We start from the raw sequence: 18,574 nt of genomic DNA, 5'->3' as shown, positions 1-18,574 counted from the left end.
TGACGAGGCATATCTCATGTCCATTATGGCAGGCGAAACAAAGAAGCCCCAACAGGCGGTAGCACCGCAAGAGCCGAGCGCAGAGCCGACAAAGGAAACGCCAACGGAAAAGCCCGTAGACAAAGAGCGCACCCGACAAAAGAGGGCTTCCGATACGGGCTATGGCGAGCGTTTTCTCAACAGCCACACCATGACACGCCGTGGTGATAAGAGCATCTACATCCGGCAGGAATACCACGAACGGCTTTCCCGTATCGTGCAGGTTATCGGGAAAGACAAGATACCCCTATATGCCTATTTGGACAATATTCTCGAACATCATTTTGAACAATTCGAGAAAGCCATCACCGATGATTTCAACAATAAGTTTAAACCCATTTTTTAAAATATTCGATTATGAAAAAGACACAGCAAAAACAACAGGAAAAGATACTGCGCAAAGCCCATTATCAAACGTCATTTTTAAGACCGACAGGGGTTGTGGCAAGGTGCGGAAAATCGGTCTACATAAGCCCCGATTTCCATAAGAAACTATCCCGTATCGTCTTTCTGCTCGGAGAGGGAAAAATCACACTTGCCGATTACCTGCACAGTGTATTGAAACACCACTTTGAGGAGTTCGGAGACGAAATAAAGATTATCTACGCCGACAAGCAAAAGCCAATCTTATAGCTATGGAAGCATTGATTGTAATATGCCTTATCATCGTCATCATCCTTTTGCTGAAAGATAAGGTGGTCATCCATAAGACCGTCCGCAGGGAGGTAAAGCCGAAAAAGAAAAGCCCAGACCTGCCGGATATTATGGGGCTTCCCAAGCCTGTGGAACGCCACACCTTGCCACTGGATGCCACAAAGAGACAATCGGGCGAACGTGACGGGATAGCTGATAATTTTGGAACAGAAACCTACGGGATAGGTTTTGGATTGGAAAATCCGCAGATTGAGGGAGAGCCGGATGAAGTTTTCGGGAGTATGTCCGATTTTGAAAATGAGGAAGACGAATGGGATGAGTACGGGTTTGAGGACAGCGACAATGAGTTTGCCACAGGGGTTACCTTTGATGAACTGACGACCGTGGGGGCATGGTTGGAGCAAGATACACTTGAACCTGCCCAGCAACAGAAAGCGGTGGATATAGTTCAGCGATTACAGGGAACGGAATTGTTAAGTCTGCTCGAAAACTCAATGGATGGGGCTTCACGGAAGATTGCAGAGTTGTTGGACAAGAGCCTCTCCGCCGGAACGGATTTCAGTTCTCCCGATTTGCGGAAAAGTGATTTAGAGGATTTCGACATTGGGGAGTTTGTCTGAAAAGACAGCTTCCCTTTGTTTTTTAAAAAGCACTTCAGGATTCAATTCATCCTGAAGTGCTTTATCTTATAAAGTTTCTATAGCCTCATGTAGACGTTCAGCATAGGCGAATGCAGTTAGCTTGACCCATTGTTTCGTAACCCTTATTATCCAAAATATTAGGATAACAATTAAGAATATTTCAGCGATAAAGAATATCTCGGGAAATTGACCCACTGTCCATACTCCACTGGTATACACAAAAAAACCGTAAGTAGCTAAAATCAGTGATATTATTAAAGCTATGGCATAAGGCTTAAGTCCTAATAAGTTTCTACGAAATCCGTATCCCATATTTTCTCTAAAAATGAGTGCATACTTGTTTATATCACGAGTGTTCCCGATAACAAATTTTGTCCAAGCACGGTAAACTTCATCTGCATCATCAGGATTCAGTCTTTCAAACTGTTCATCAACACTGTGTCCTGTAGGACACAATTGTTCCATCTTTAAATGGTTTCTCGTTTTGGTATGTCTATCCAAGTGTGCATCACGCCAACGAAACAACTGTGTAGTAGGCGCACCACCCCAATCACGCCAAATATCTGCTTCCTTTTTTTTTCCGGCATCCCGACCAAGATGTGATGTTAAGTAAGCAAGTACCCCAATAAGCCCTACAGGTATGCCATAGTGGTAATACTGTTGGAAATCCCATACAGTAACCACTAACATTACGCTTAAGGGCAAGTAGAAAAGTATCATGGGATAAACCCTCGCAGTTAAACTGTATCTATCCATATATTATTCTTCAACTTCGTTATAAAATGGTACAGCTTCTGCAGGCCCCCAACCTTGTCTTGATGAATTGTGCTGATGAACAAGAATGTTGCCATTCGTCTTATAAACTTTAGCATTTCGTCTTAACAACGCATTAGTTACTTTTCTCGCTGGATGCTTAGGAGCGTCCTTAGAAGCTGAAGCATATGCAGTAGTACAACGAATGCTATTAAGTATTGACGGCGAAATATTTCTCTTACTTCCATGATGAGGAATCTGAAAAAAGTCGACATGGGAAATATCTATATACTGTTCGTTTGCGAAATCTATCACATTTTTAAGAGACTCTATCCCAGAGTCTCCGGTGAACAGAAATTTTTTGTTTGCAAAGCGAACAAGTAAAACTGCACTTGAACGATTCTCCGCAGATGTTTCACCATCTTCACTTAACGTTTCGATATCAAGTGCCTCCTGTACCCATGTGATTGCTTTTTCGAATGAGCTAAAGGCTTTCTCAAGAATTCCTTTTGGTTGAGGACTCCTTGCAAAGTCAGGAATAAGCTCCCTGTAGTAGTCTATACTGGGGCCTAAAACTGTAATTACACCATCTTCACTCGTTCTTCCTGCAAATGGCTCACGCACATCAATACCTTTTTCCTCCGCAAGCTGTACAAGTTCATAAGCATAAGTGTACGCTTTCTGTAGCCTCTCACTTAGACTATTGTCTGTAATCCGGCCATCATGAAAGAGGTCACAAATATGAGGTGAATGTTCCCAAGGTTTGTGTATCCATAGTTCTCCTACCGAACACTGATTCATAATTTGTCGAAGACCCGAAGCATGGTCTGCATCAGGATGTGTACATACGACAAGGTCTACGTGATTAGTATCGTAGAGTTTCTGAATATGCTCAACGAGCCTGTTACCGGAATCCTTAGTTCCGCCATCGATGACCACAACCTGATAACGGGAACGTTCTGAAAAATCCCCGTACCGGAATGCGATAGCATCTCCACTTTTTTCGCCACTGTCTACTGGCAGAAAATCAATTTGTAATTGTTCTATCATACGCAATATATATAATTTTGGCTCGCACTAAATCAAGTTACAACCGACCGCGAGCATTAATCGGGGTAACCCTTGAATTTCATTCTTAAAATTAAATAGGACGTAATAGCAGTATAAAATGTGGGAGAAGAGTTTAGTATTAGACAGGATTCATAATCTACGGTTCTAACAACATAAGGTCTAAACACCCTAACAAAATATAATGTAAACAACTGATTTATAACACACAGTTAGTCCAATTTATCACTATCAAAATCGTTGCCATCGCTATTTTTTTTTGGGGGGGCTTGTCATTAATTCAGCCTCATGTCAAACAGGCGTAAAAACAACCTTAGTAACGACATTTTGACATACATATACATTTGATTGAGATTCAACTTAGGTAGAAAAGTCTGTCTTTATAATGGTAATTTATCATACTGTCTTGTTATAACTCCGCCACTCACTGCCAATTAATTCCGCTGATTTCCAGTTTCCCATAACGCTTCGATTTCCATAAGACTTTTGTTGCGAAAGCCCACACGAGGTGGGAATTAGTAACAATTTAATTCAGTTAAATCATGGAAAAACAAAGCAAAAAAGTGTTGCTGACAGGCGTTGCGTTCCTGTCGGCATTCGGTGTGTTCGCACAGGGCAACGGCTCGGCAGGTATCACTGAAGCCACGCAGATGGTGACATCTTATTTCGACCCTGCAACCCAACTCATCTATGCGATTGGGGCAGTGGTCGGGCTAATCGGTGGCGTAAAGGTGTACAACAAATTTAGTAGCGGTGACCCCGATACAAGCAAGACTGCGGCATCGTGGTTTGGGGCTTGTATCTTCCTAATCGTAGCGGCGACCATTCTCCGCTCATTCTTCCTTTAAGCTGGCGTATTATGAGCAATTACAATATCAATAAAGGTATCGGCAGGACGGTCGAGTTCAAAGGACTGAAAGCACAGTACCTGTTCATCTTCGCAGGTGGTCTGCTCGGCGTGCTTGTCCTTGTCATGGTTATGTACATGGCAGGCGTAAACTCCTACGTGTGCCTGTTCATCGGGGCAGGCGGTGCATCGCTCATCGTTTGGCAAACATTCGCATTGAACGGCAAATATGGCGAACACGGATTGATGAAAGTCGGGGCAAAGAAAAGGCATCCGAAATACATCATCTGTCGCAGAGCCGTACACCGCTATTTAAAATTCACTTCTAAATCCAATCGTTTATGAGAAATACAGGAAAAACCACAACGTTGGAAAGCAAGTTTCCATTACTGGCGGTGGAACACAACTGCATCATTTCAAAGGATGCAGACATCACGGCTTGCTTTCGGGTACACCTGCCGGAACTGTTTACCGTAGCTTCGGCGGAGTACGATGCCATACACTCGGCGTGGCACAAGGCTATCAAGACTTTGCCGGACTATACCATTGTCCATAAACAGGACTGGTACATCAAGGAAAGTTATGCGCCGGATATTGCACAGGACGGGTTGAGTTTCCTTGCAAAGTCCTATCAACAGCATTTCAACGAACGTCCTTTTTTAAACCATTACTGCTATCTCTTTTTGACCAAGACGACCAAAGAGCGGATGCGGATGCAGAGCAACTTTAGTTCGCTTTGCAAAGGTGTCCTTATCCCGAAAGAAATAAGGGATAAAGAAACCGTCCGAAAGTTCATGGAAGCGGTGGCACAGTTTGAGCGCATTGTCAACGATAGCGGTTTTGTAAAACTGGAACGCTTGACCGAGGATGACATCATCGGCACTGGCGAAAAACAGGGATTGCTCGAACAGTACCTTACCCTGTCGAGGGAAGCCGGAACGCCCATGCAGGATATAGCTTTGGGAAGCGAGGACGTGCGTATCGGCAACAAAAGGCTGTGCCTGCACACCCTGTCCGATACGGACGATTTACCCAATACGGTATCGGCAAATACGAGGTATGAAAAGCTGTCCACGGACAGGAGCGATTGCCTGTTGTCCTTTGCCTCACCCGTGGGCCTGCTCCTTAGCTGTAACCATATCTACAACCAATACCTGTTTTTGGATAACAGCGATGAGAACCTGCGCAAGTTTGAAAAGTCAGCCCGTAATATGCACTCATTGGCAAGGTACAGCCGTGCCAATCAGATTAACAAAGAGTGGATTGAAAGGTATCTGAACGAAGCGCACAGCTTCGGGCTATCCTCCATCCGTGCGCACTTCAATGTGATGGCGTGGTCGGATGACCCGAACGAACTCAAACAGCTAAAAAACGACACGGGCAGTGCGCTCGCTTTGATGGAATGCAAGCCGAGGCACAACACGGTGGATGTTGCGACACTGTATTGGGCAGGCATGGCAGGCAATGCAGGCGACTTTCCGGCAGAGGAAAGTTTCTACACGTTCATCGAACCTGCGCTATGTTTCTTCACCGAAGAAACCAACTACCAAAATTCGCCATCGCCTTTCGGCATCAAGATGGCAGACCGATTGACCGGAAAGCCCATCCATTTGGACATATCAGATTTGCCTATGAAGCGGGGCATTATCACAAATCGCAACCGCTTCGTGTTAGGCCCATCTGGGGGTTGGCGGGCTATTCTTAATTGAGTAGCCCGCCAACCCTCCAAACTGGAAGTGGAAAATCATTCTTCACCAATCACATGGTGAGGCAGTATTATGAGCAAGGCTCTCATGTACTATTGGTCGATACGGGCAACTCTTATCAAGGGCTGTGCGAACTGATTAAGGGGAAGACGAAAGGAAAAGACGGTGTGTATTTTACCTACACCGAAGACAACCCGATAGCATTCAATCCATTTTATACGGATGACGGCGTATTCGACATTGAGAAAAGGGAAAGTATCAAAACGCTCATCCTTACGCTTTGGAAGCGTGACGATGAACCGCCGACCCGTTCAGAGGAAGTGGCATTGTCCAATGCCGTGAGCGGTTATATCGACCGTATCAAGCAAAGCGATGAATATCCCTCTTTCAATGGATTTTACGAGTATGTACGGGGCGACTATAAAAAGGTACTGGAAGACAAACAGGTAAGGGAAAAAGACTTTGACCTTGCAAATTTTCTGAATGTGCTTGAACCCTATTACAAGGGCGGAGAGTACGACTATCTGCTGAACTTCGACAAGCAACTCGACCTGCTTTCCAAACGCTTTATCGTGTTTGAAATTGATGCGATTAAAGACCACAAAATCCTCTTTCCCATAGTGACCATCATCATTATGGAAGTATTCATCAATAAGATGCGCAGGCTCAAAGGTGTGCGCAAAATGATACTGATTGAGGAAGCGTGGAAAGCCATCGCCAAAGAGGGAATGGCGGAGTACATCAAGTACCTGTTTAAGACCGTCCGCAAATTTTTTGGTGAGGCTATCGTGGTCACGCAGGAAGTGGACGACATCATCCAGTCACCCGTGGTCAAGGAAAGTATCATCAACAATTCCGACTGTAAAATCCTGCTTGACCAACGCAAGTACATGAACAAATTCGATGCGATACAGGAAATGTTGGGGCTTACAGAAAAGGAAAAATCCCAAATCCTTTCCATCAATCAGAACAATGACCCGTCAAGGCTTTACAAAGAGGTATGGATTGGGCTTGGCGGTACGCACTCCGCCGTGTATGCCACAGAGGTTTCGCTCGAAGAATATTTGGCATACACCACCGAGGAAACCGAAAAAATGGAAGTCATGCAACTGGCATCCGAACTGGACGGCAATGTGGAACTGGCGATAAAACGCATTGCCCAACAAAGGCGTGAGAACGCAAATAATTATTAATCATTTAAAAAAATCAGAGACAATGAAACCTGTACCGTACAACGGTACAAGCCTCATTGCCATTAAAAAACAATTATCAAAATGAGAAAAGCAATGTTACTGGTGTGTACGGCATTTATGATTGCCGTTGCACCGTCCGCAAAAGCACAATGGGTGGTAGTTGACCCCTCAAATTTGGCATCGGGTATCATCAACTCCGCCAATGAAATCGTGCAGACCTCATCCACCGTGTCCAACGTGGTTAAGAATTTCAACGAGGTAAAAAAAGTGTATGAACAGGGCAAGGAATATTACGACAAACTGCAAGCCGTAAACAACTTGGTGAAAGATGCCCGTAAAGTTCAGCAAACGGTGCTACTCGTGGGCGATGTGTCCGAAATGTACGTGAACAATTTCGGCAAGATGTTGAACGACCCCAATTTCTCTCCGCAGGAACTCACGGCAATTGCCAACGGTTATTCTGCTCTGCTCAACGAAAGCACCGAGTTGCTGAAAGAACTGAAACAGATTGTCACTTCTTCCTCGCTTTCGCTGAACGACAAAGAGCGTATGGACATCATCGACAGGGTTTACAAAGAGGTCAAGGACTACCATAGCCTTGTCCGCTATTTCACCAACAAGAATATCTCCGTAAGCATTTTGAGGGCTAAGAAACAGAACAACACCAAAAGGGTGCTTGAACTGTACGGAACTGCTGAACAAAAATACTGGTAAGTTATGGAATGGAATAATCTTCACGAACTCCTGCGCTCGCTGTATGATGAGATGCTCCCACTGTCCGCCGATATGGCGACAGTGGCTAAGGGCATCGCCGGATTGGGCGCACTGTTCTACGTGGCACTGAAAGTGTGGCAGGCATTGAGCCGTGCAGAACCGATAGACGTGTTTCCGCTCCTGCGACCGTTCGCCATCGGGCTTTGCATTATGTTCTTCCCGACCATCGTATTGGGAACTATCAATGCGGTGATGTCTCCGGTGGTAAAAGGCACAAACGCCATGCTCGAAAACCAAGTACTTGACCTCAACCAGTTACAGCAACAAAAAGACCTGTTGGAGAGAGAAGCGATGCTCCGCAATCCCGAAACCGCTTACCTCGTAAGCGATGAGGAATTTGATAAGAAACTGGACGAATTGGGATGGTCGCCGTCCGATTTGGTTGCCATATCCGGTATGTACATGGAGCGTGGAATGTACGATTTAAAGAAAAGCATCCGTGACTGGTTTCGGGAACTACTGGAAGTCCTTTTCCAAGCATCCGCTTTGGTCATAGACACCATACGGACATTCTTTCTTATCGTGCTGTCCATTCTCGGGCCGATAGCCTTTGCGATAAGTGTATGGGATGGTTTTCAATCCACACTTACGCAATGGCTGACCCGATATATCAGCGTGTACCTGTGGTTGCCCATCGCCGATATGTTCAGCTCCATGCTCGCCAAGATACAATCCCTTATCATCGAACGGGATATTGATATGCTTGCCGACCCGACCTACATCCCCGACACATCCAACACCGTGTACATCATCTTCATGATAATTGGCATCGTGGGGTACTTCACCGTTCCAACGGTGGCAGGTTGGGTAATACAGGCAGGGGGCGCAGGAAACTTCATGCGCAACGTAAACTCTACGGCATCGAAGACAGGAAACATCGCCGGAGCCGGAACGGGGGCTGTTGCAGGCAATATCGGTGGCAGGTTAATGAACAAATAAAAATCAGAAAGCAATGGAATTTAAGACACTAAGAAATATCGAAAACAGCTTTAGGCAAATACGGCTGTACGCCATTGTATTTGCGGTACTCTGCGTTGCTGTGGTAGGTTATGCCGTATGGCAGTCCTACCAGTTTGCCGAGGCACAACGCCAAAAAATATATGTACTGGACAAAGGCAAATCCTTGATGTTGGCACTTTCACAGGATGCAAGCATCAACAGACCTGTTGAGGCAAGGGAACACGTTAAGCGTTTCCATGAACTGTTCTTTACGCTCGCACCGGATAAAAATGCCATCGAAAGCAACATGAAAAGGGCTTTTAACCTTGCCGACAAAAGTGCCTTTGACTATTACAAAGACCTTTCGGAAAAAGGGTACTACAACCGTATCATTTCGGGCAATGTGCAACAGCGTATCGAGGTGGACAGCGTGGTCTGCAACTTCGACACTTATCCCTATGCCGTAAGGACGTATGCCAAACAGTATATCATCCGTCCAAGCAATGTGACTAAACGGAATTTGGTCACTTCATGCCTATTGTTAAACTCGGTCAAGTCTGACAACAACCCACAGGGCTTCAATATCGAAAAGTTTGCCGTGTTGGAAAACAGAGACATAGAAGTCGTAGACCGCTAAAGCCAAGATTATGGAAGCAATATCAGATTTGAACACTTTCGCCAAAATCCTTACCGCAAAAGGATATGACGGCTATTTCCATACGCAGGGTGCGTACGCCGGAAAACTGAAAGCAAGTATCAGCGAATATCTCGCAGGTTGCCCCAAAGGTGTAGCTAAACAGGAGTTGTTGCTGTCGTGCTTTCTGCAATGGGCAGGCGAAGACCTGCCCAGGGTAGAATGCCTTATGAGGGTGAAGTACCTAAACGGCAAATTCTTCCTTAACAGCATGGAAGTTGCGAAAAAAGACCGTTACGGGCAATTACTGAAACAATCGGAACTGACCGACCTGTCGGTCGTGACCGCTCCCAAAGCAAAGGAAGCAATCGCAATGGTCAGCGATGCACCTGCACAAAAGGCTACTTCCCAAAACAGGCGTTTCAAGCACTAAACATGGTCAAGGCATGAAAAATCTAAGAACAAAAATCAATAATTGGTTTGACAGGCTCGATGGACAGTGGCGAGCGATGCCTGTTAAAAAACAGCACCGCTATACGCTACTGCTCTTTTTGGGCTATGCGCTATTGTCCGTTGCCGTACTGTTGAAAGTGTGCTACGATGTAGCACAATCCGATAATACCATGACGATAGAGCATATCGAAAACCCGATTAACGGGCAAAACAAATCCTCGGTTTCTCCGCAGGATAGTATTAACAAAATCTTAAAACGTAAAATGTATGAAAGACAGTGAAAACAAAAGGGTAAGTTTTTTGGTCGAAGATGACGACCCAAAAAACGGAATGGATGCACCGCAGGACGGTGCGCAGAGCAAAGCCGAAAAGCTAAAGAAGCCCATCATTTTTGCCCTCATGGGCGTGGTATTCTTCGGTTGTATGTACCTAATCTTCAAACCGTCCTCCGACAAGAAAGCGGTTGAGGATATTGGTCTGAACGATGCCGTACCACAGGCGACCGATGCAGGGCTTCAATCCGATAAGCAAAAGGCTTATGAACAGGAAATGCTCGAACAGAAGATGCAGGAAAAGCGCAATGCGCTCCTGTCACTGTCCGACTATTGGAGCGAGGACAGTACCGCCGATCCGGAAGCGGAGCAACCGGATGAGGACTACGAAGACGGCTTCTCTTACGGCGGTGGTACACGCAGGAACAGCAACCCTGCATTGAATAGTTACCGAAGTGCGCAAAGTACGCTGACCTCGTTCTACGACAACAGCGACTACGAAACGCAGGAACTCCGCAGACAGGTTGAGGAACTGAAAGAGCAACTGGCAGAAAAAGACGTACCGCCTGTAACGACCGTGGAAGACCAACTGGCTTTGATGGAAAAGTCATACGAAATGGCATCCCGTTACCTGCCCTCAAATCCGGCACAGACGGGAAATGCGGACACAACAGCTTCGGCAAAGAGTACCTCACAAAAAGAGCATTTCGTGGCATTCACCCCCGTAAGGAAAAATACGGTTTCCGCATTGTACCGTGAACCGACCGACAGTGCTTTTTTGGCAAACTGGAACGAAACCCGAAACCGTGGCTTTTATACGGCAGGCGTTTCGGAACAGGTCATACAACCGAAAAACAGCATTAGGGCTGTGGTGCAGGAAACACAGACCGTGACGGGTGAAAGCGGTGTACGGTTGCGTTTGTTGGAAACGGCACAAACTCCCGTCCGCTCCATTCCGGCAGGAACGGTACTGACAGCTAACGCCAAGTTTCAAAGTGGCAGGTTGCAGTTAAAGGTAACATCCATCGAATTTGAGGGCAACATTATTCCGGTCGATATAACCGTGTATGACGTGGACGGACAGCAAGGACTATATGTGCCTTACTCTCCCGAAATGAATGCCCTGTCAGAGATTGCCTCCAACATGAGCCAAACCTCCGGCACATCCATTATGATGACACGCTCGGCAGGGCAACAGATGGCAGGCGACCTTTCCCGTGGCGTGGTACAGGGTGTATCGGGTTACTTCTCCAAGAAAGTGAGGACACCGAAAGTAACCGTCAAAGCCGGTCATCAGCTATTCCTCGTTTCAAAAAATTAATGTTTAACTAAAATCAGAAAGAAAATGAAAGCAATATTTAAAAGCCTCATGGCAATGGTCTGTTTAACGGTCTTTATCACAGGTGCGAATGCACAGCAAGTGGCATCCAGTACAACAAAATTGAGCATGGGCAAGGTTGACCCTTACGAAATGCAGGTGACGTACAGCAAAACCTCGCACATCATATTCCCGTCCGCTATCCGCTATGTGGATTTGGGCAGTGAGTACCTTATCGCAGGCAAAGCCGAGGATGCGGAAAACGTACTGCGCATCAAGGCAAGCGTAAGGGATTTTGACGAGGAAACCAATTTTTCGGTCATCACGGACGATGGTCGGTTTTACAATTTCAATGTCTTTTATAGCCCTTATCCCTCAACGCTGAATTATGACCTGCTGACGATGCAAAAGGCATCGGATAGGGAAAACGGCAACGATGTTCTGTTTGAGGAATTGGGGGGCAATTCGCCGTCACTGGCAGGCTTGCTCATGGAAACGATTTACAAAAAGAACAAAAGGATTGTAAAGCATATCGGAGCAAAAAGCTACGGCATACAATTCCTGCTGAAAGGTATCTACGTCCATAACGGAAAATTCTATTTCCATACGGAACTGCGCAACAAAAGCAATGTTCCGTTTAACATCGACTTTGTGAATTTCAAGGTCGTGGACAAGAAAGTCGCCAAGCGTACCGTGGTGCAGGAAAAGGCAATGAACCCATTGCGTATGTACAAAACGCTCGGCGAAATAACGGGCAATACCACCGACCAAAACGTGTTCTTGCTTGACCAGTTTACCATCACGGATGACAAGGTACTCGTGATTGAAATCTTTGAAAAGAACGGGGGCAGACAACAGGTATTGCAGGTGGAAAATTCTGATTTGGTACACGCCAAGCTGATAAGTGATATGCACCTAAAGATTAATTAACCCAAAAGGAACGAACAATGATAAGATACATTTTTGCCGTGGTGCTTGCCATGCTAAGCATGACGGTAGTACAAGCACAGCGTATGCTCCCCAAACAAAAGGGATTGGAAATAAACGCAGGTATGTTGTCCGAAGAAATAAGCGACAATTACTATCTGAATTTGACCTTGACCGTGAACGGAAAGAACGGCAATTACTGGATATGGGGTGCGGAGTACACCCATCAGTTTTCCGGTTACAGGGATGTACAGATACCGCTCGAAACCTACACGGGCGAGGTGGGTTACAGTCTTCAGCTATTGGGTGATGCAAGAAAGACCGTTACGCTCAATGCAGGGCTTACAGCCGTGGCAGGTTACGAAACCATCAACCGGAGTGAAGCAATGCTACCGGACGGCTCGACCATCCTCGACAAAGACAATTTTGTTTACGGCACAGGCGGACGGCTCACGCTCGAAACGTACCTGTCCGACCGTTTTGTCCTGCTCTTGCAAGGGCGGACAAAAGTATTATGGGGTACGGATTTGAAACAGTTCCGTCCATCGGCAGGGATTGGACTAAGGTTTAACTTTTAAAATTGATTTACGATGAAAATATTAATCAGAAAGTACGGGCTACATTTGCAGGCAATGTTCATGCTCTTGGCGATGTTGGTCTGCGCCGTGGTGCTGACCTCGTGCGAAAAAGACGACCTCGATATACAGCAAAATTACCCTTTTGAGGTACAGGTAATGCCCGTTCCAAAGGATGTGTCAAATGGTCAAACCGTAGAAATAAGGGTAACGATACAGCGAAGCGGAAATTTCAGTGATGCAAATTACTACATCCGCTATTTCCAGTTTGACGGACAGGGAGCATTGCGCTATTACAGCGAACCGCCGTATATGCCCAATGACCTGTGCCTATTGCCACAGACACAATTTAGGCTATATTACACCTCGCAATCCACCGTATCACAGTCATTTGATATTTGGATTTCGGACAACTTCGGGAACGAAAAGCAAATAAGTTTCCAGTTTAACAGCCGTGATTAAAAACAGAAAATCCCGTCCAAAGTGATGGGATTTTCTGTTTTTAAGCCTGCTATTCGTTGCTTTTTCGTAAATTCAAAGTGTTGAATTATAATAGCTATCGTTATGGGTGCATCATTGGTTTTAGGCATAATAGCATTGGTTTTGGGATTAGGTCTGCGTTACTGGATTAACCGTAGGAAGTTTTACAGGCGTAGCCCAACCGGAGCAGAGGGATTTTCAAGTTATGAAAAGTCGGTTGCCATTAAGTTTATGGAACGTGTGGGCAAATGGATAGCTTATGCTTTAATTATCTTTGGTGTGCTTTTTCTGTGGAGTTATTCAAGGCAGAAAAAGGATAAAGACAAGGCATCCCAAAATACGGAGATACAGAACCCGAGATAAGGTTTTTATTGACTTCATAAACCTAAATTGTAATTAAAATAATAAGATGATTTTTGACACAGAACCTAATAACTGGAAGGAACTACAAAATTTTGTTGGACAAATTTTCAGAGAATGTGGCTTTCCAACAGAAATTTCAAAGGTTGTACAACTTGTAAGAGGAAAAAAAGAAATTGATGTCTTTACTCAAGATATAAAAAGTGAATATAAGCCACATATACTGGTCGAATGTAAATTTTGGAATAAACCAGTTAACCAAGAAACTATTCATTCATTTAGAACTATAGTCAATGATTTTGGTGCGAACACGGGTTTTATAGTGTCAAAAAATGGCTTTCAATCTGGAAGTTACGACGCTGTAAAGAATACTAATATTCGACTTGTTAGTCTGAAAGAATTAGAAACTGAATATTATAATAAGTGGAAGCAAGGTATGGTCGAAAGATATATGACTTATGCAGACAGGCTTTTCCCATACTGGGACTATTCAGGGAAAATCCCAAAAGACGGAGGAACAATAGATTTCTACACACAACAATTGATTTATTCTGCATACAAACCCGTTTGTGGTCTGGGACCGAGCGACAAAGCGGAGAACGGTTTTCAAAGAAATTATCCAATCAGAGTTCCTATGATTGATGATAACCTACGCCAAATTGGTTCTGAAATAATAAATTCGGACAGACAATTTTTTGATTTCGTGGAAAGAAACAAAGATAAAGCTTTAAAACACTTTAAAATCCTTTATCGGGAATGGTAGATACTTGTACTATAGAACATGAACAAAAATAATGACAGATGACATAATAAAATCCATAATTGAGACTATAACGCCTATTAGAGAACTAAAAGACTTACCCGATGAAAAGGGTATCTACGCCATTTTTATTGATAAAACAGGTGATTTAGGTGTTTTTGGAAGAACCGAACAACTAATATATGTGGGGATAGCTAAGAAGAGTTTAAGAAGCCGAGATATTGAAACTCATTTCAAAACCGGACAAACAGGGTTTTCATCATTGAGACGTTCATTAGGAGCTATTTTGAAAACGAAATTAAAGCTGTCAGCACAAAAAAGAGACATAAGTCCTAAAAGGCTTCGTGCCGACAAATACAAATTTGATGAACAGGGTGAGGCAGAACTAACAATTTGGATGTTTGAAAACTTGAAAATTGGTTACTGGTCTTCTCCAAATCCGCTAACCAGTACCCAATTAAAAGAGGAAGAAGAAAAAGTAATCATCAAGCTCAAACCGACCTTAGACCTTGATAAAAGGACAAAACATTTAAATCCCTTGGCAATAGAACTTGATAGCCTTAGAGAAATTTGCAGACATGAGGTAAAAAAGAATAGTCCGATATGATGACTGAAAAGTCAGGCTTATTGGTATTTTACAGTTTGTATGGCTTTTTTTAGTTTGTAAACTCCTAAAATCAATGTTCTGATATTGTGTAGCAAAATCTACATTGTTATCTTTGCTATTAGAAAATATAAAAATCTTAAAGTGTTTTTGCTTTAAGTCTCGACATTAAAAACTGGTAATTTTTAGACCCCGAGGCAATAAGTAAGAACGCTCATGCTATAGGCGTGGGCGCTCGCTTATTCGGTGGTCAGGCGTACCAGTGCCTTAATGTCGGTGAGTGTAGTTGCCTGCGCTTTTTTTGTTGCAAGCACTCCATACAAAATAAAAACTACGTCAATATGGAGACTAAGAACATAAACCGAATTACTACTGCATTTATCAATGATAGAAGTCCGATTATAGATATTTTATGTGATAATCTTATCACTTCGGGGAGGCAGATTGTGTTTCGCTCTGAAAACATTATGGATGGACTTAGCCAGATATCAGTATTAAAAACGCTCCCCGATATTTGTATCATCGACCTCGATTTTTCTGATAAAGGTATCATAAAGCAACTGCGGAAATTAAAAAGTCAGTACCCTACATTGAAGCTAATTGCCCACAGTGATATGGACGACGAAAAAATCCTAAAACAACTTTTTGGGCTTGGCTTTTCAAAATATGTACTGATTGGCGAGGATATAAAAAAAGCAATTGACGGGATGGTAACTGGCTAAGGATGTATGCGCCTTATCGCAAGAATATTATTATAATTATAATTACGGCTATTTTATTTGGGCAATAGACTTTATTGCTTCGATAAGTATTTGCTCATCCGAATTAATAAAGTGGAAAAGACCAGCTTCATTGATACTTTTCAAACTTGCGAAACAGTTTTTTGTCAACTCTGATGCTTCAAGTGATTTATCTCCGGCATCAACTTTATTGGTAAAAATCTTTGATTTTCTAAATATATATCCGAAAAAGTCCGGCAACGCAAGTAAACTTATATTTGATTTTTCCGTAAACGTCATTTGATTAAATTCATAATCAGGCTTTGGAAAGTTGAATGCTTCCGTGTCTTTTACTCCATATACATTTCTGTCAAAAAACATCCCGATTTCCTTTTTGAGAAGTTGTGTATTTTGTTGCTTTAGATAGACATTTAGTGATGTAACAAAATAGAATAGGGCTTGAAATTCAACCCGATTAAAATCTAAAATTGGATTATTGAACTTATTTAAGATTTTGGTTTTGTCAAAAAGTTTGTTTTTGATGTATTTAAAACAAAAGCAGTCCAACTTATGGTGTAGTATTAAGTTTGTTAAGTCGTTCATTAACGCTTTTCTTGGATATTTCTCTTTAAATACTGTAGTAGCATGAAAAACCTTAGTTTGTAGACGGTAATTGGAGTATAGATTGTTTAAAGATTTATGAATTACTGAAACCAATTCTGTTTTACAGGAAATTCCAAAATAATATATTTCGTCTTCAATATCGCCGTTGTTTTTATAGAACTTTGTTTCATCGCAAAATATGAATGTTTTTATGTTTTCTAACGAACTTTCCAATTTAATAGCGTATAATGGTTAAATAATATATTTGCCAAGTTTTAGAGACAGGTATTTTCTAATTTTTTATGAATTAACGAAACTGTTGTCATAATGTCCAGAGCTTCGTCTTCACCAATATTCCAAACAATCTTAGGTGCATGAGCCGTCGTATTTCTAAACATCCCGAATATACCTTTGAGGAAATTAGCAAAACCTTTCTGTTCGCTGATTTCCGTTTCTGTTTGTAAAGCGTTGATTTTCAAAATCGGATTTTTTATTGAAAAGGCTTTATCTATCAATTCTCCTCCATCAAGGGTGAGATTGGATTTTCTTCTAATTTCTTCAAAAACACTCTTTACAGCTTCGAAAACGGAATGAAAGTAATTTTCAGAAATAAGTTCGGTGTTACAGTACTCGTAAATCTTACTATGGATGTTTCTATTTTCGAGTTTTGATTTAAACCGATTTACCCTTAGTTCAGCTTCTCGAATAGTTCTCGATGTATCTATTGGGTTAAAAACTCCAGCGTCATTAAGAGTTAAACCGATAAAAGAAAGACGTTTATTTAATTCACCTCTCATAAATTCAAATTGGTCGTTCCGTCCAATAAAACGAGAGGGTTTCATCGTTATATTTACAAATTTTAGAATAGTGTTTGAGTTACGGCTTCTGTTTTGAAAATCGACAAAACTATTAAATAAACGTTTCCACTTCGTATTTGTTGGGTCAATATCATTTAAACCTGCTTCCGGTATAAATCTTGAAAGTTCAGTTCCTGTTAATCCATATTCCTTATGCCCCAAAATTTTTGCAATCCCCTCTAATGTGCCTCCATCAATCGGGCTGAAAATTTTCTTTGCCATACAGTATACTAAGTTTCTAAGGTTTAGTACAAACTTAATAAAATAAAACATCCTATATACCCTCAAAACAAACTAATCCATTATAATCTTAGGTTTCTTTGCTACTTTCTTTTTCGTCTCAACTCACGAAAGAAAGTAGTCTAATCCGAATACAACCTATTTGGAAAATGCAGATGTAAGGAATGATGAGGCGGAGGCATTTTACAAAGGGGTTGTTCCGCTTTCCGCAAAAAGACTGTTCCGACCTGGGAAGGATCTGTCTTTTTGCCCGACCGAATTTTAACATAAATGGGAACGGTGCACCGTTCCCTAAAATCTATGAGTTGTAGAATACATGACCACTATCGCTCCAATAGTCACCGCTAAACAGGTCACGGGCATAAGCCTCATAATCGAAGTACCTTTTTGCAAATTCGGGCAAGTCCATTTGCTCAACCTGTTCATAGGCAAAATCTTCCTCGTCCTTGTATTCCCCTATATAGTCATCGTCAAAGTCGCTTATTAGGTCGTCAATATCCCCCTCGGACAGCTTACGGTGTCCATTGTCGCACCATATTAGAAATGCTTCTTTTCGGGTTTCGTTCATATCTTCCAAAGCCTCCAAAACCTCAATTATGCTATCGCTTATCCAACTTTCGCCGATTAAGCCGTTCGGGATATTTTCGTAGTCTTGGAACATAAATTCGGGGTCTTCCTCGTCATCGTGCAACTCCCTGCAAGCATCGTAAAATTCGTCTTTGTCCGCATAGTTCGATAGCGTTAGCCATTCCCCGAAGATTGAACCGTCATTATATTTTGCGTATGTGCCAACATATACTCTTGCTTCCGATGTGATTATTTGATGTGTCATTTCTTTACTGTTTTGAATTAATTTTTGTGATTTATTCGGCAATGAGAGGTGGTGATGTTGTTTTGTTTCAATACCATTTCCAATGCTTATATCCCTCATGCCTGACATTTTTTTTATTCGTGTAAAGAGTCGGAGTATGCTGTGTTTCGTTTCGGGAGCATCAAAGGTTAGTGTTTAGTAGGCACAAGGTTTTGGGAAAAAAATACACCCAACGGGCTGGAGATTTTTTTCCCAAACTTGCATGACCTTTTGCCTACGTTAAGAACACGGACATACCTTTGCTCCATGAAACGTGAACAATAGGCATACTCGCTTTTTAGGCATAA

The 18,574-nt window shown here is 42.8% G+C and carries 23 protein-coding genes and 1 pseudogene; 19 read left to right on the top strand and 5 right to left on the bottom strand.

The window, feature by feature from the left end:
• From GQF63_RS12350 to GQF63_RS12340, 3 genes are all read left to right on the top strand, one after another.
• Positions 1-385 (top strand): DUF3408 domain-containing protein (locus tag GQF63_RS12350; protein WP_160369537.1); only part of this gene is annotated, 385 nt, incomplete at its 5' end.
• Positions 386-396: 11 nt separating this feature from the next.
• Entirely contained in the window at positions 397-672 is a 276-nt protein-coding gene (locus GQF63_RS12345) for a DUF3408 domain-containing protein (protein ID WP_160369536.1), read from the top strand.
• Positions 673-674: 2 nt separating this feature from the next.
• Positions 675-1,313 carry a conjugal transfer protein TraD gene (locus tag GQF63_RS12340; protein WP_160369535.1) on the top strand — a complete coding sequence of 213 codons (639 nt, stop codon included), beginning with the start codon at positions 675-677 and terminating at the stop codon, positions 1,311-1,313.
• A gap of 66 nt (positions 1,314-1,379) precedes the next feature.
• Here GQF63_RS12340 and GQF63_RS12335 read toward each other — a convergent pair whose 3' ends face one another.
• Together GQF63_RS12335 and GQF63_RS12330 are read right to left on the bottom strand one after the other, a co-directional pair.
• A complete protein-coding gene (locus tag GQF63_RS12335; RefSeq protein ID WP_160369534.1) occupies positions 1,380-2,090 on the bottom strand; it encodes a hypothetical protein in 711 nt (236 codons plus the stop codon).
• A gap of 3 nt (positions 2,091-2,093) precedes the next feature.
• A complete protein-coding gene (locus tag GQF63_RS12330; RefSeq protein WP_160369533.1) occupies positions 2,094-3,137 on the bottom strand; it encodes a ComEC/Rec2 family competence protein in 1,044 nt (347 codons plus the stop codon).
• A 560-nt stretch (positions 3,138-3,697) separates the two neighbouring features.
• Between GQF63_RS12330 and GQF63_RS12325 the strand changes: the two genes are divergently transcribed.
• The 16 genes and pseudogenes from GQF63_RS12325 (at position 3,698) to GQF63_RS12250 (ending at position 15,719) form a co-directional block, all read left to right on the top strand.
• Complete coding sequence (locus tag GQF63_RS12325; protein ID WP_028069456.1) at positions 3,698-4,003, top strand: DUF4134 domain-containing protein; 306 nt, start codon at positions 3,698-3,700, stop codon at positions 4,001-4,003.
• A gap of 11 nt (positions 4,004-4,014) precedes the next feature.
• Positions 4,015-4,347, top strand: a complete 333-nt coding sequence (locus tag GQF63_RS12320; protein ID WP_160369532.1) for a DUF4133 domain-containing protein — start codon at positions 4,015-4,017, stop codon at positions 4,345-4,347.
• Positions 4,344-6,901, top strand: a pseudogene (locus GQF63_RS12315) (TraG family conjugative transposon ATPase). The gene GQF63_RS12320 and the pseudogene GQF63_RS12315 overlap by 4 nt, the downstream one beginning before the upstream one ends.
• Before the next feature lie 81 nt (positions 6,902-6,982).
• Positions 6,983-7,615: a DUF4141 domain-containing protein gene (locus tag GQF63_RS12310; RefSeq protein WP_160369531.1), complete on the top strand. Its 633-nt coding sequence runs from the start codon at positions 6,983-6,985 to the stop codon at positions 7,613-7,615.
• Positions 7,616-7,618: 3 nt separating this feature from the next.
• Entirely contained in the window at positions 7,619-8,614 is a 996-nt protein-coding gene (gene traJ / locus GQF63_RS12305; RefSeq protein WP_160369530.1) for a conjugative transposon protein TraJ, read from the top strand.
• 13 nt (positions 8,615-8,627) lie between these two features.
• Positions 8,628-9,251, top strand: a complete 624-nt coding sequence (gene traK / locus GQF63_RS12300; protein ID WP_160369529.1) for a conjugative transposon protein TraK — start codon at positions 8,628-8,630, stop codon at positions 9,249-9,251.
• Positions 9,252-9,261: 10 nt separating this feature from the next.
• Positions 9,262-9,681 (top strand): hypothetical protein, encoded by a 420-nt coding sequence (locus GQF63_RS12295; protein ID WP_160369528.1) that lies wholly within the window; start codon positions 9,262-9,264, stop codon positions 9,679-9,681.
• A 13-nt stretch (positions 9,682-9,694) separates the two neighbouring features.
• On the top strand, positions 9,695-9,982 hold the full coding sequence (locus GQF63_RS12290; protein WP_125110028.1) for a nitrogen regulatory IIA protein: 288 nt from the start codon (positions 9,695-9,697) through the stop codon (positions 9,980-9,982).
• Positions 9,969-11,294 (top strand): conjugative transposon protein TraM, encoded by a 1,326-nt coding sequence (traM, locus tag GQF63_RS12285; RefSeq protein ID WP_160369527.1) that lies wholly within the window; start codon positions 9,969-9,971, stop codon positions 11,292-11,294. Before GQF63_RS12290 ends, traM begins: the two co-directional genes overlap by 14 nt.
• A 24-nt stretch (positions 11,295-11,318) precedes the next feature.
• Entirely contained in the window at positions 11,319-12,221 is a 903-nt protein-coding gene (gene traN, locus GQF63_RS12280) for a conjugative transposon protein TraN (RefSeq protein WP_160369526.1), read from the top strand.
• A 17-nt stretch (positions 12,222-12,238) separates the two neighbouring features.
• Positions 12,239-12,796, top strand: a complete 558-nt coding sequence (locus GQF63_RS12275; protein WP_160369525.1) for a conjugal transfer protein TraO — start codon at positions 12,239-12,241, stop codon at positions 12,794-12,796.
• A gap of 54 nt (positions 12,797-12,850) precedes the next feature.
• Positions 12,851-13,255 carry a DUF3872 domain-containing protein gene (locus tag GQF63_RS12270; RefSeq protein WP_425500395.1) on the top strand — a complete coding sequence of 135 codons (405 nt, stop codon included), beginning with the start codon at positions 12,851-12,853 and terminating at the stop codon, positions 13,253-13,255.
• Positions 13,256-13,357: 102 nt separating this feature from the next.
• Positions 13,358-13,636, top strand: coding sequence for a molybdenum ABC transporter permease (locus tag GQF63_RS12265; RefSeq protein ID WP_160369523.1), 279 nt, complete (start codon positions 13,358-13,360; stop codon positions 13,634-13,636).
• 46 nt (positions 13,637-13,682) lie between these two features.
• Positions 13,683-14,396 carry a restriction endonuclease gene (locus tag GQF63_RS12260; protein WP_160369522.1) on the top strand — a complete coding sequence of 238 codons (714 nt, stop codon included), beginning with the start codon at positions 13,683-13,685 and terminating at the stop codon, positions 14,394-14,396.
• Between the two features lie 31 nt (positions 14,397-14,427).
• Positions 14,428-15,000 (top strand): GIY-YIG nuclease family protein, encoded by a 573-nt coding sequence (locus GQF63_RS12255; protein WP_160369521.1) that lies wholly within the window; start codon positions 14,428-14,430, stop codon positions 14,998-15,000.
• 338 nt (positions 15,001-15,338) lie between these two features.
• Positions 15,339-15,719 carry a response regulator transcription factor gene (locus GQF63_RS12250; protein WP_160369520.1) on the top strand — a complete coding sequence of 127 codons (381 nt, stop codon included), beginning with the start codon at positions 15,339-15,341 and terminating at the stop codon, positions 15,717-15,719.
• A 48-nt stretch (positions 15,720-15,767) separates the two neighbouring features.
• Here the strand turns inward: GQF63_RS12250 and GQF63_RS12245 are convergent, their stop codons facing one another.
• The 3 genes from GQF63_RS12245 to GQF63_RS12235 all read right to left on the bottom strand — a co-directional run bounded on the left by GQF63_RS12245 (position 15,768) and on the right by GQF63_RS12235 (position 18,248).
• Positions 15,768-16,553, bottom strand: a complete 786-nt coding sequence (locus GQF63_RS12245) for a hypothetical protein (protein WP_160369519.1) — start codon at positions 16,551-16,553, stop codon at positions 15,768-15,770.
• Positions 16,554-16,594: 41 nt separating this feature from the next.
• Positions 16,595-17,398, bottom strand: a complete 804-nt coding sequence (locus tag GQF63_RS12240; RefSeq protein WP_160369518.1) for a TIGR02391 family protein — start codon at positions 17,396-17,398, stop codon at positions 16,595-16,597.
• A 316-nt stretch (positions 17,399-17,714) separates the two neighbouring features.
• The gene (locus GQF63_RS12235; protein WP_160369517.1) at positions 17,715-18,248 is read right to left on the bottom strand and encodes an antirestriction protein ArdA; all 534 of its coding nucleotides are present in this window, start codon (positions 18,246-18,248) and stop codon (positions 17,715-17,717) included.
• Between the last annotated feature and the right edge of the window lie 326 nt (positions 18,249-18,574).

Source organism: Sphingobacterium humi (genome assembly GCF_009768885.1).
In the GTDB taxonomy this organism is placed as follows: domain Bacteria; phylum Bacteroidota; class Bacteroidia; order Sphingobacteriales; family Sphingobacteriaceae; genus Sphingobacterium; species Sphingobacterium humi.
This window is presented reverse-complemented; position numbering and strand designations above follow the sequence as displayed.

Excerpts from the sequence above, each read along its gene's own strand:
- GQF63_RS12290 (WP_125110028.1), top strand. The coding sequence starts at position 9,695 with ATGAAAAATCTAAGAACAAAAATCAATAATTGGTTTGACAGGCTCGAT.
- GQF63_RS12340 (WP_160369535.1), top strand. The coding sequence starts at position 675 with ATGGAAGCATTGATTGTAATATGCCTTATCATCGTCATCATCCTTTTG.
- traM (WP_160369527.1), top strand. The coding sequence starts at position 9,969 with ATGAAAGACAGTGAAAACAAAAGGGTAAGTTTTTTGGTCGAAGATGAC.
- GQF63_RS12255 (WP_160369521.1), top strand. The coding sequence starts at position 14,428 with ATGACAGATGACATAATAAAATCCATAATTGAGACTATAACGCCTATT.
- GQF63_RS12275 (WP_160369525.1), top strand. The coding sequence starts at position 12,239 with ATGATAAGATACATTTTTGCCGTGGTGCTTGCCATGCTAAGCATGACG.
- traJ (WP_160369530.1), top strand. The coding sequence starts at position 7,619 with ATGGAATGGAATAATCTTCACGAACTCCTGCGCTCGCTGTATGATGAG.
- GQF63_RS12345 (WP_160369536.1), top strand. The coding sequence starts at position 397 with ATGAAAAAGACACAGCAAAAACAACAGGAAAAGATACTGCGCAAAGCC.
- GQF63_RS12320 (WP_160369532.1), top strand. The coding sequence starts at position 4,015 with ATGAGCAATTACAATATCAATAAAGGTATCGGCAGGACGGTCGAGTTC.
- GQF63_RS12265 (WP_160369523.1), top strand. The coding sequence starts at position 13,358 with ATGGGTGCATCATTGGTTTTAGGCATAATAGCATTGGTTTTGGGATTA.
- GQF63_RS12295 (WP_160369528.1), top strand. The coding sequence starts at position 9,262 with ATGGAAGCAATATCAGATTTGAACACTTTCGCCAAAATCCTTACCGCA.
- GQF63_RS12235 (WP_160369517.1), bottom strand. The coding sequence starts at position 18,248 with ATGACACATCAAATAATCACATCGGAAGCAAGAGTATATGTTGGCACA.
- GQF63_RS12250 (WP_160369520.1), top strand. The coding sequence starts at position 15,339 with ATGGAGACTAAGAACATAAACCGAATTACTACTGCATTTATCAATGAT.
- GQF63_RS12270 (WP_425500395.1), top strand. The coding sequence starts at position 12,851 with ATGTTCATGCTCTTGGCGATGTTGGTCTGCGCCGTGGTGCTGACCTCG.
- GQF63_RS12330 (WP_160369533.1), bottom strand. The coding sequence starts at position 3,137 with ATGATAGAACAATTACAAATTGATTTTCTGCCAGTAGACAGTGGCGAA.
- GQF63_RS12310 (WP_160369531.1), top strand. The coding sequence starts at position 6,983 with ATGAGAAAAGCAATGTTACTGGTGTGTACGGCATTTATGATTGCCGTT.
- GQF63_RS12325 (WP_028069456.1), top strand. The coding sequence starts at position 3,698 with ATGGAAAAACAAAGCAAAAAAGTGTTGCTGACAGGCGTTGCGTTCCTG.
- GQF63_RS12335 (WP_160369534.1), bottom strand. The coding sequence starts at position 2,090 with ATGGATAGATACAGTTTAACTGCGAGGGTTTATCCCATGATACTTTTC.
- GQF63_RS12240 (WP_160369518.1), bottom strand. The coding sequence starts at position 17,398 with ATGGCAAAGAAAATTTTCAGCCCGATTGATGGAGGCACATTAGAGGGG.
- traN (WP_160369526.1), top strand. The coding sequence starts at position 11,319 with ATGAAAGCAATATTTAAAAGCCTCATGGCAATGGTCTGTTTAACGGTC.
- traK (WP_160369529.1), top strand. The coding sequence starts at position 8,628 with ATGGAATTTAAGACACTAAGAAATATCGAAAACAGCTTTAGGCAAATA.
- GQF63_RS12260 (WP_160369522.1), top strand. The coding sequence starts at position 13,683 with ATGATTTTTGACACAGAACCTAATAACTGGAAGGAACTACAAAATTTT.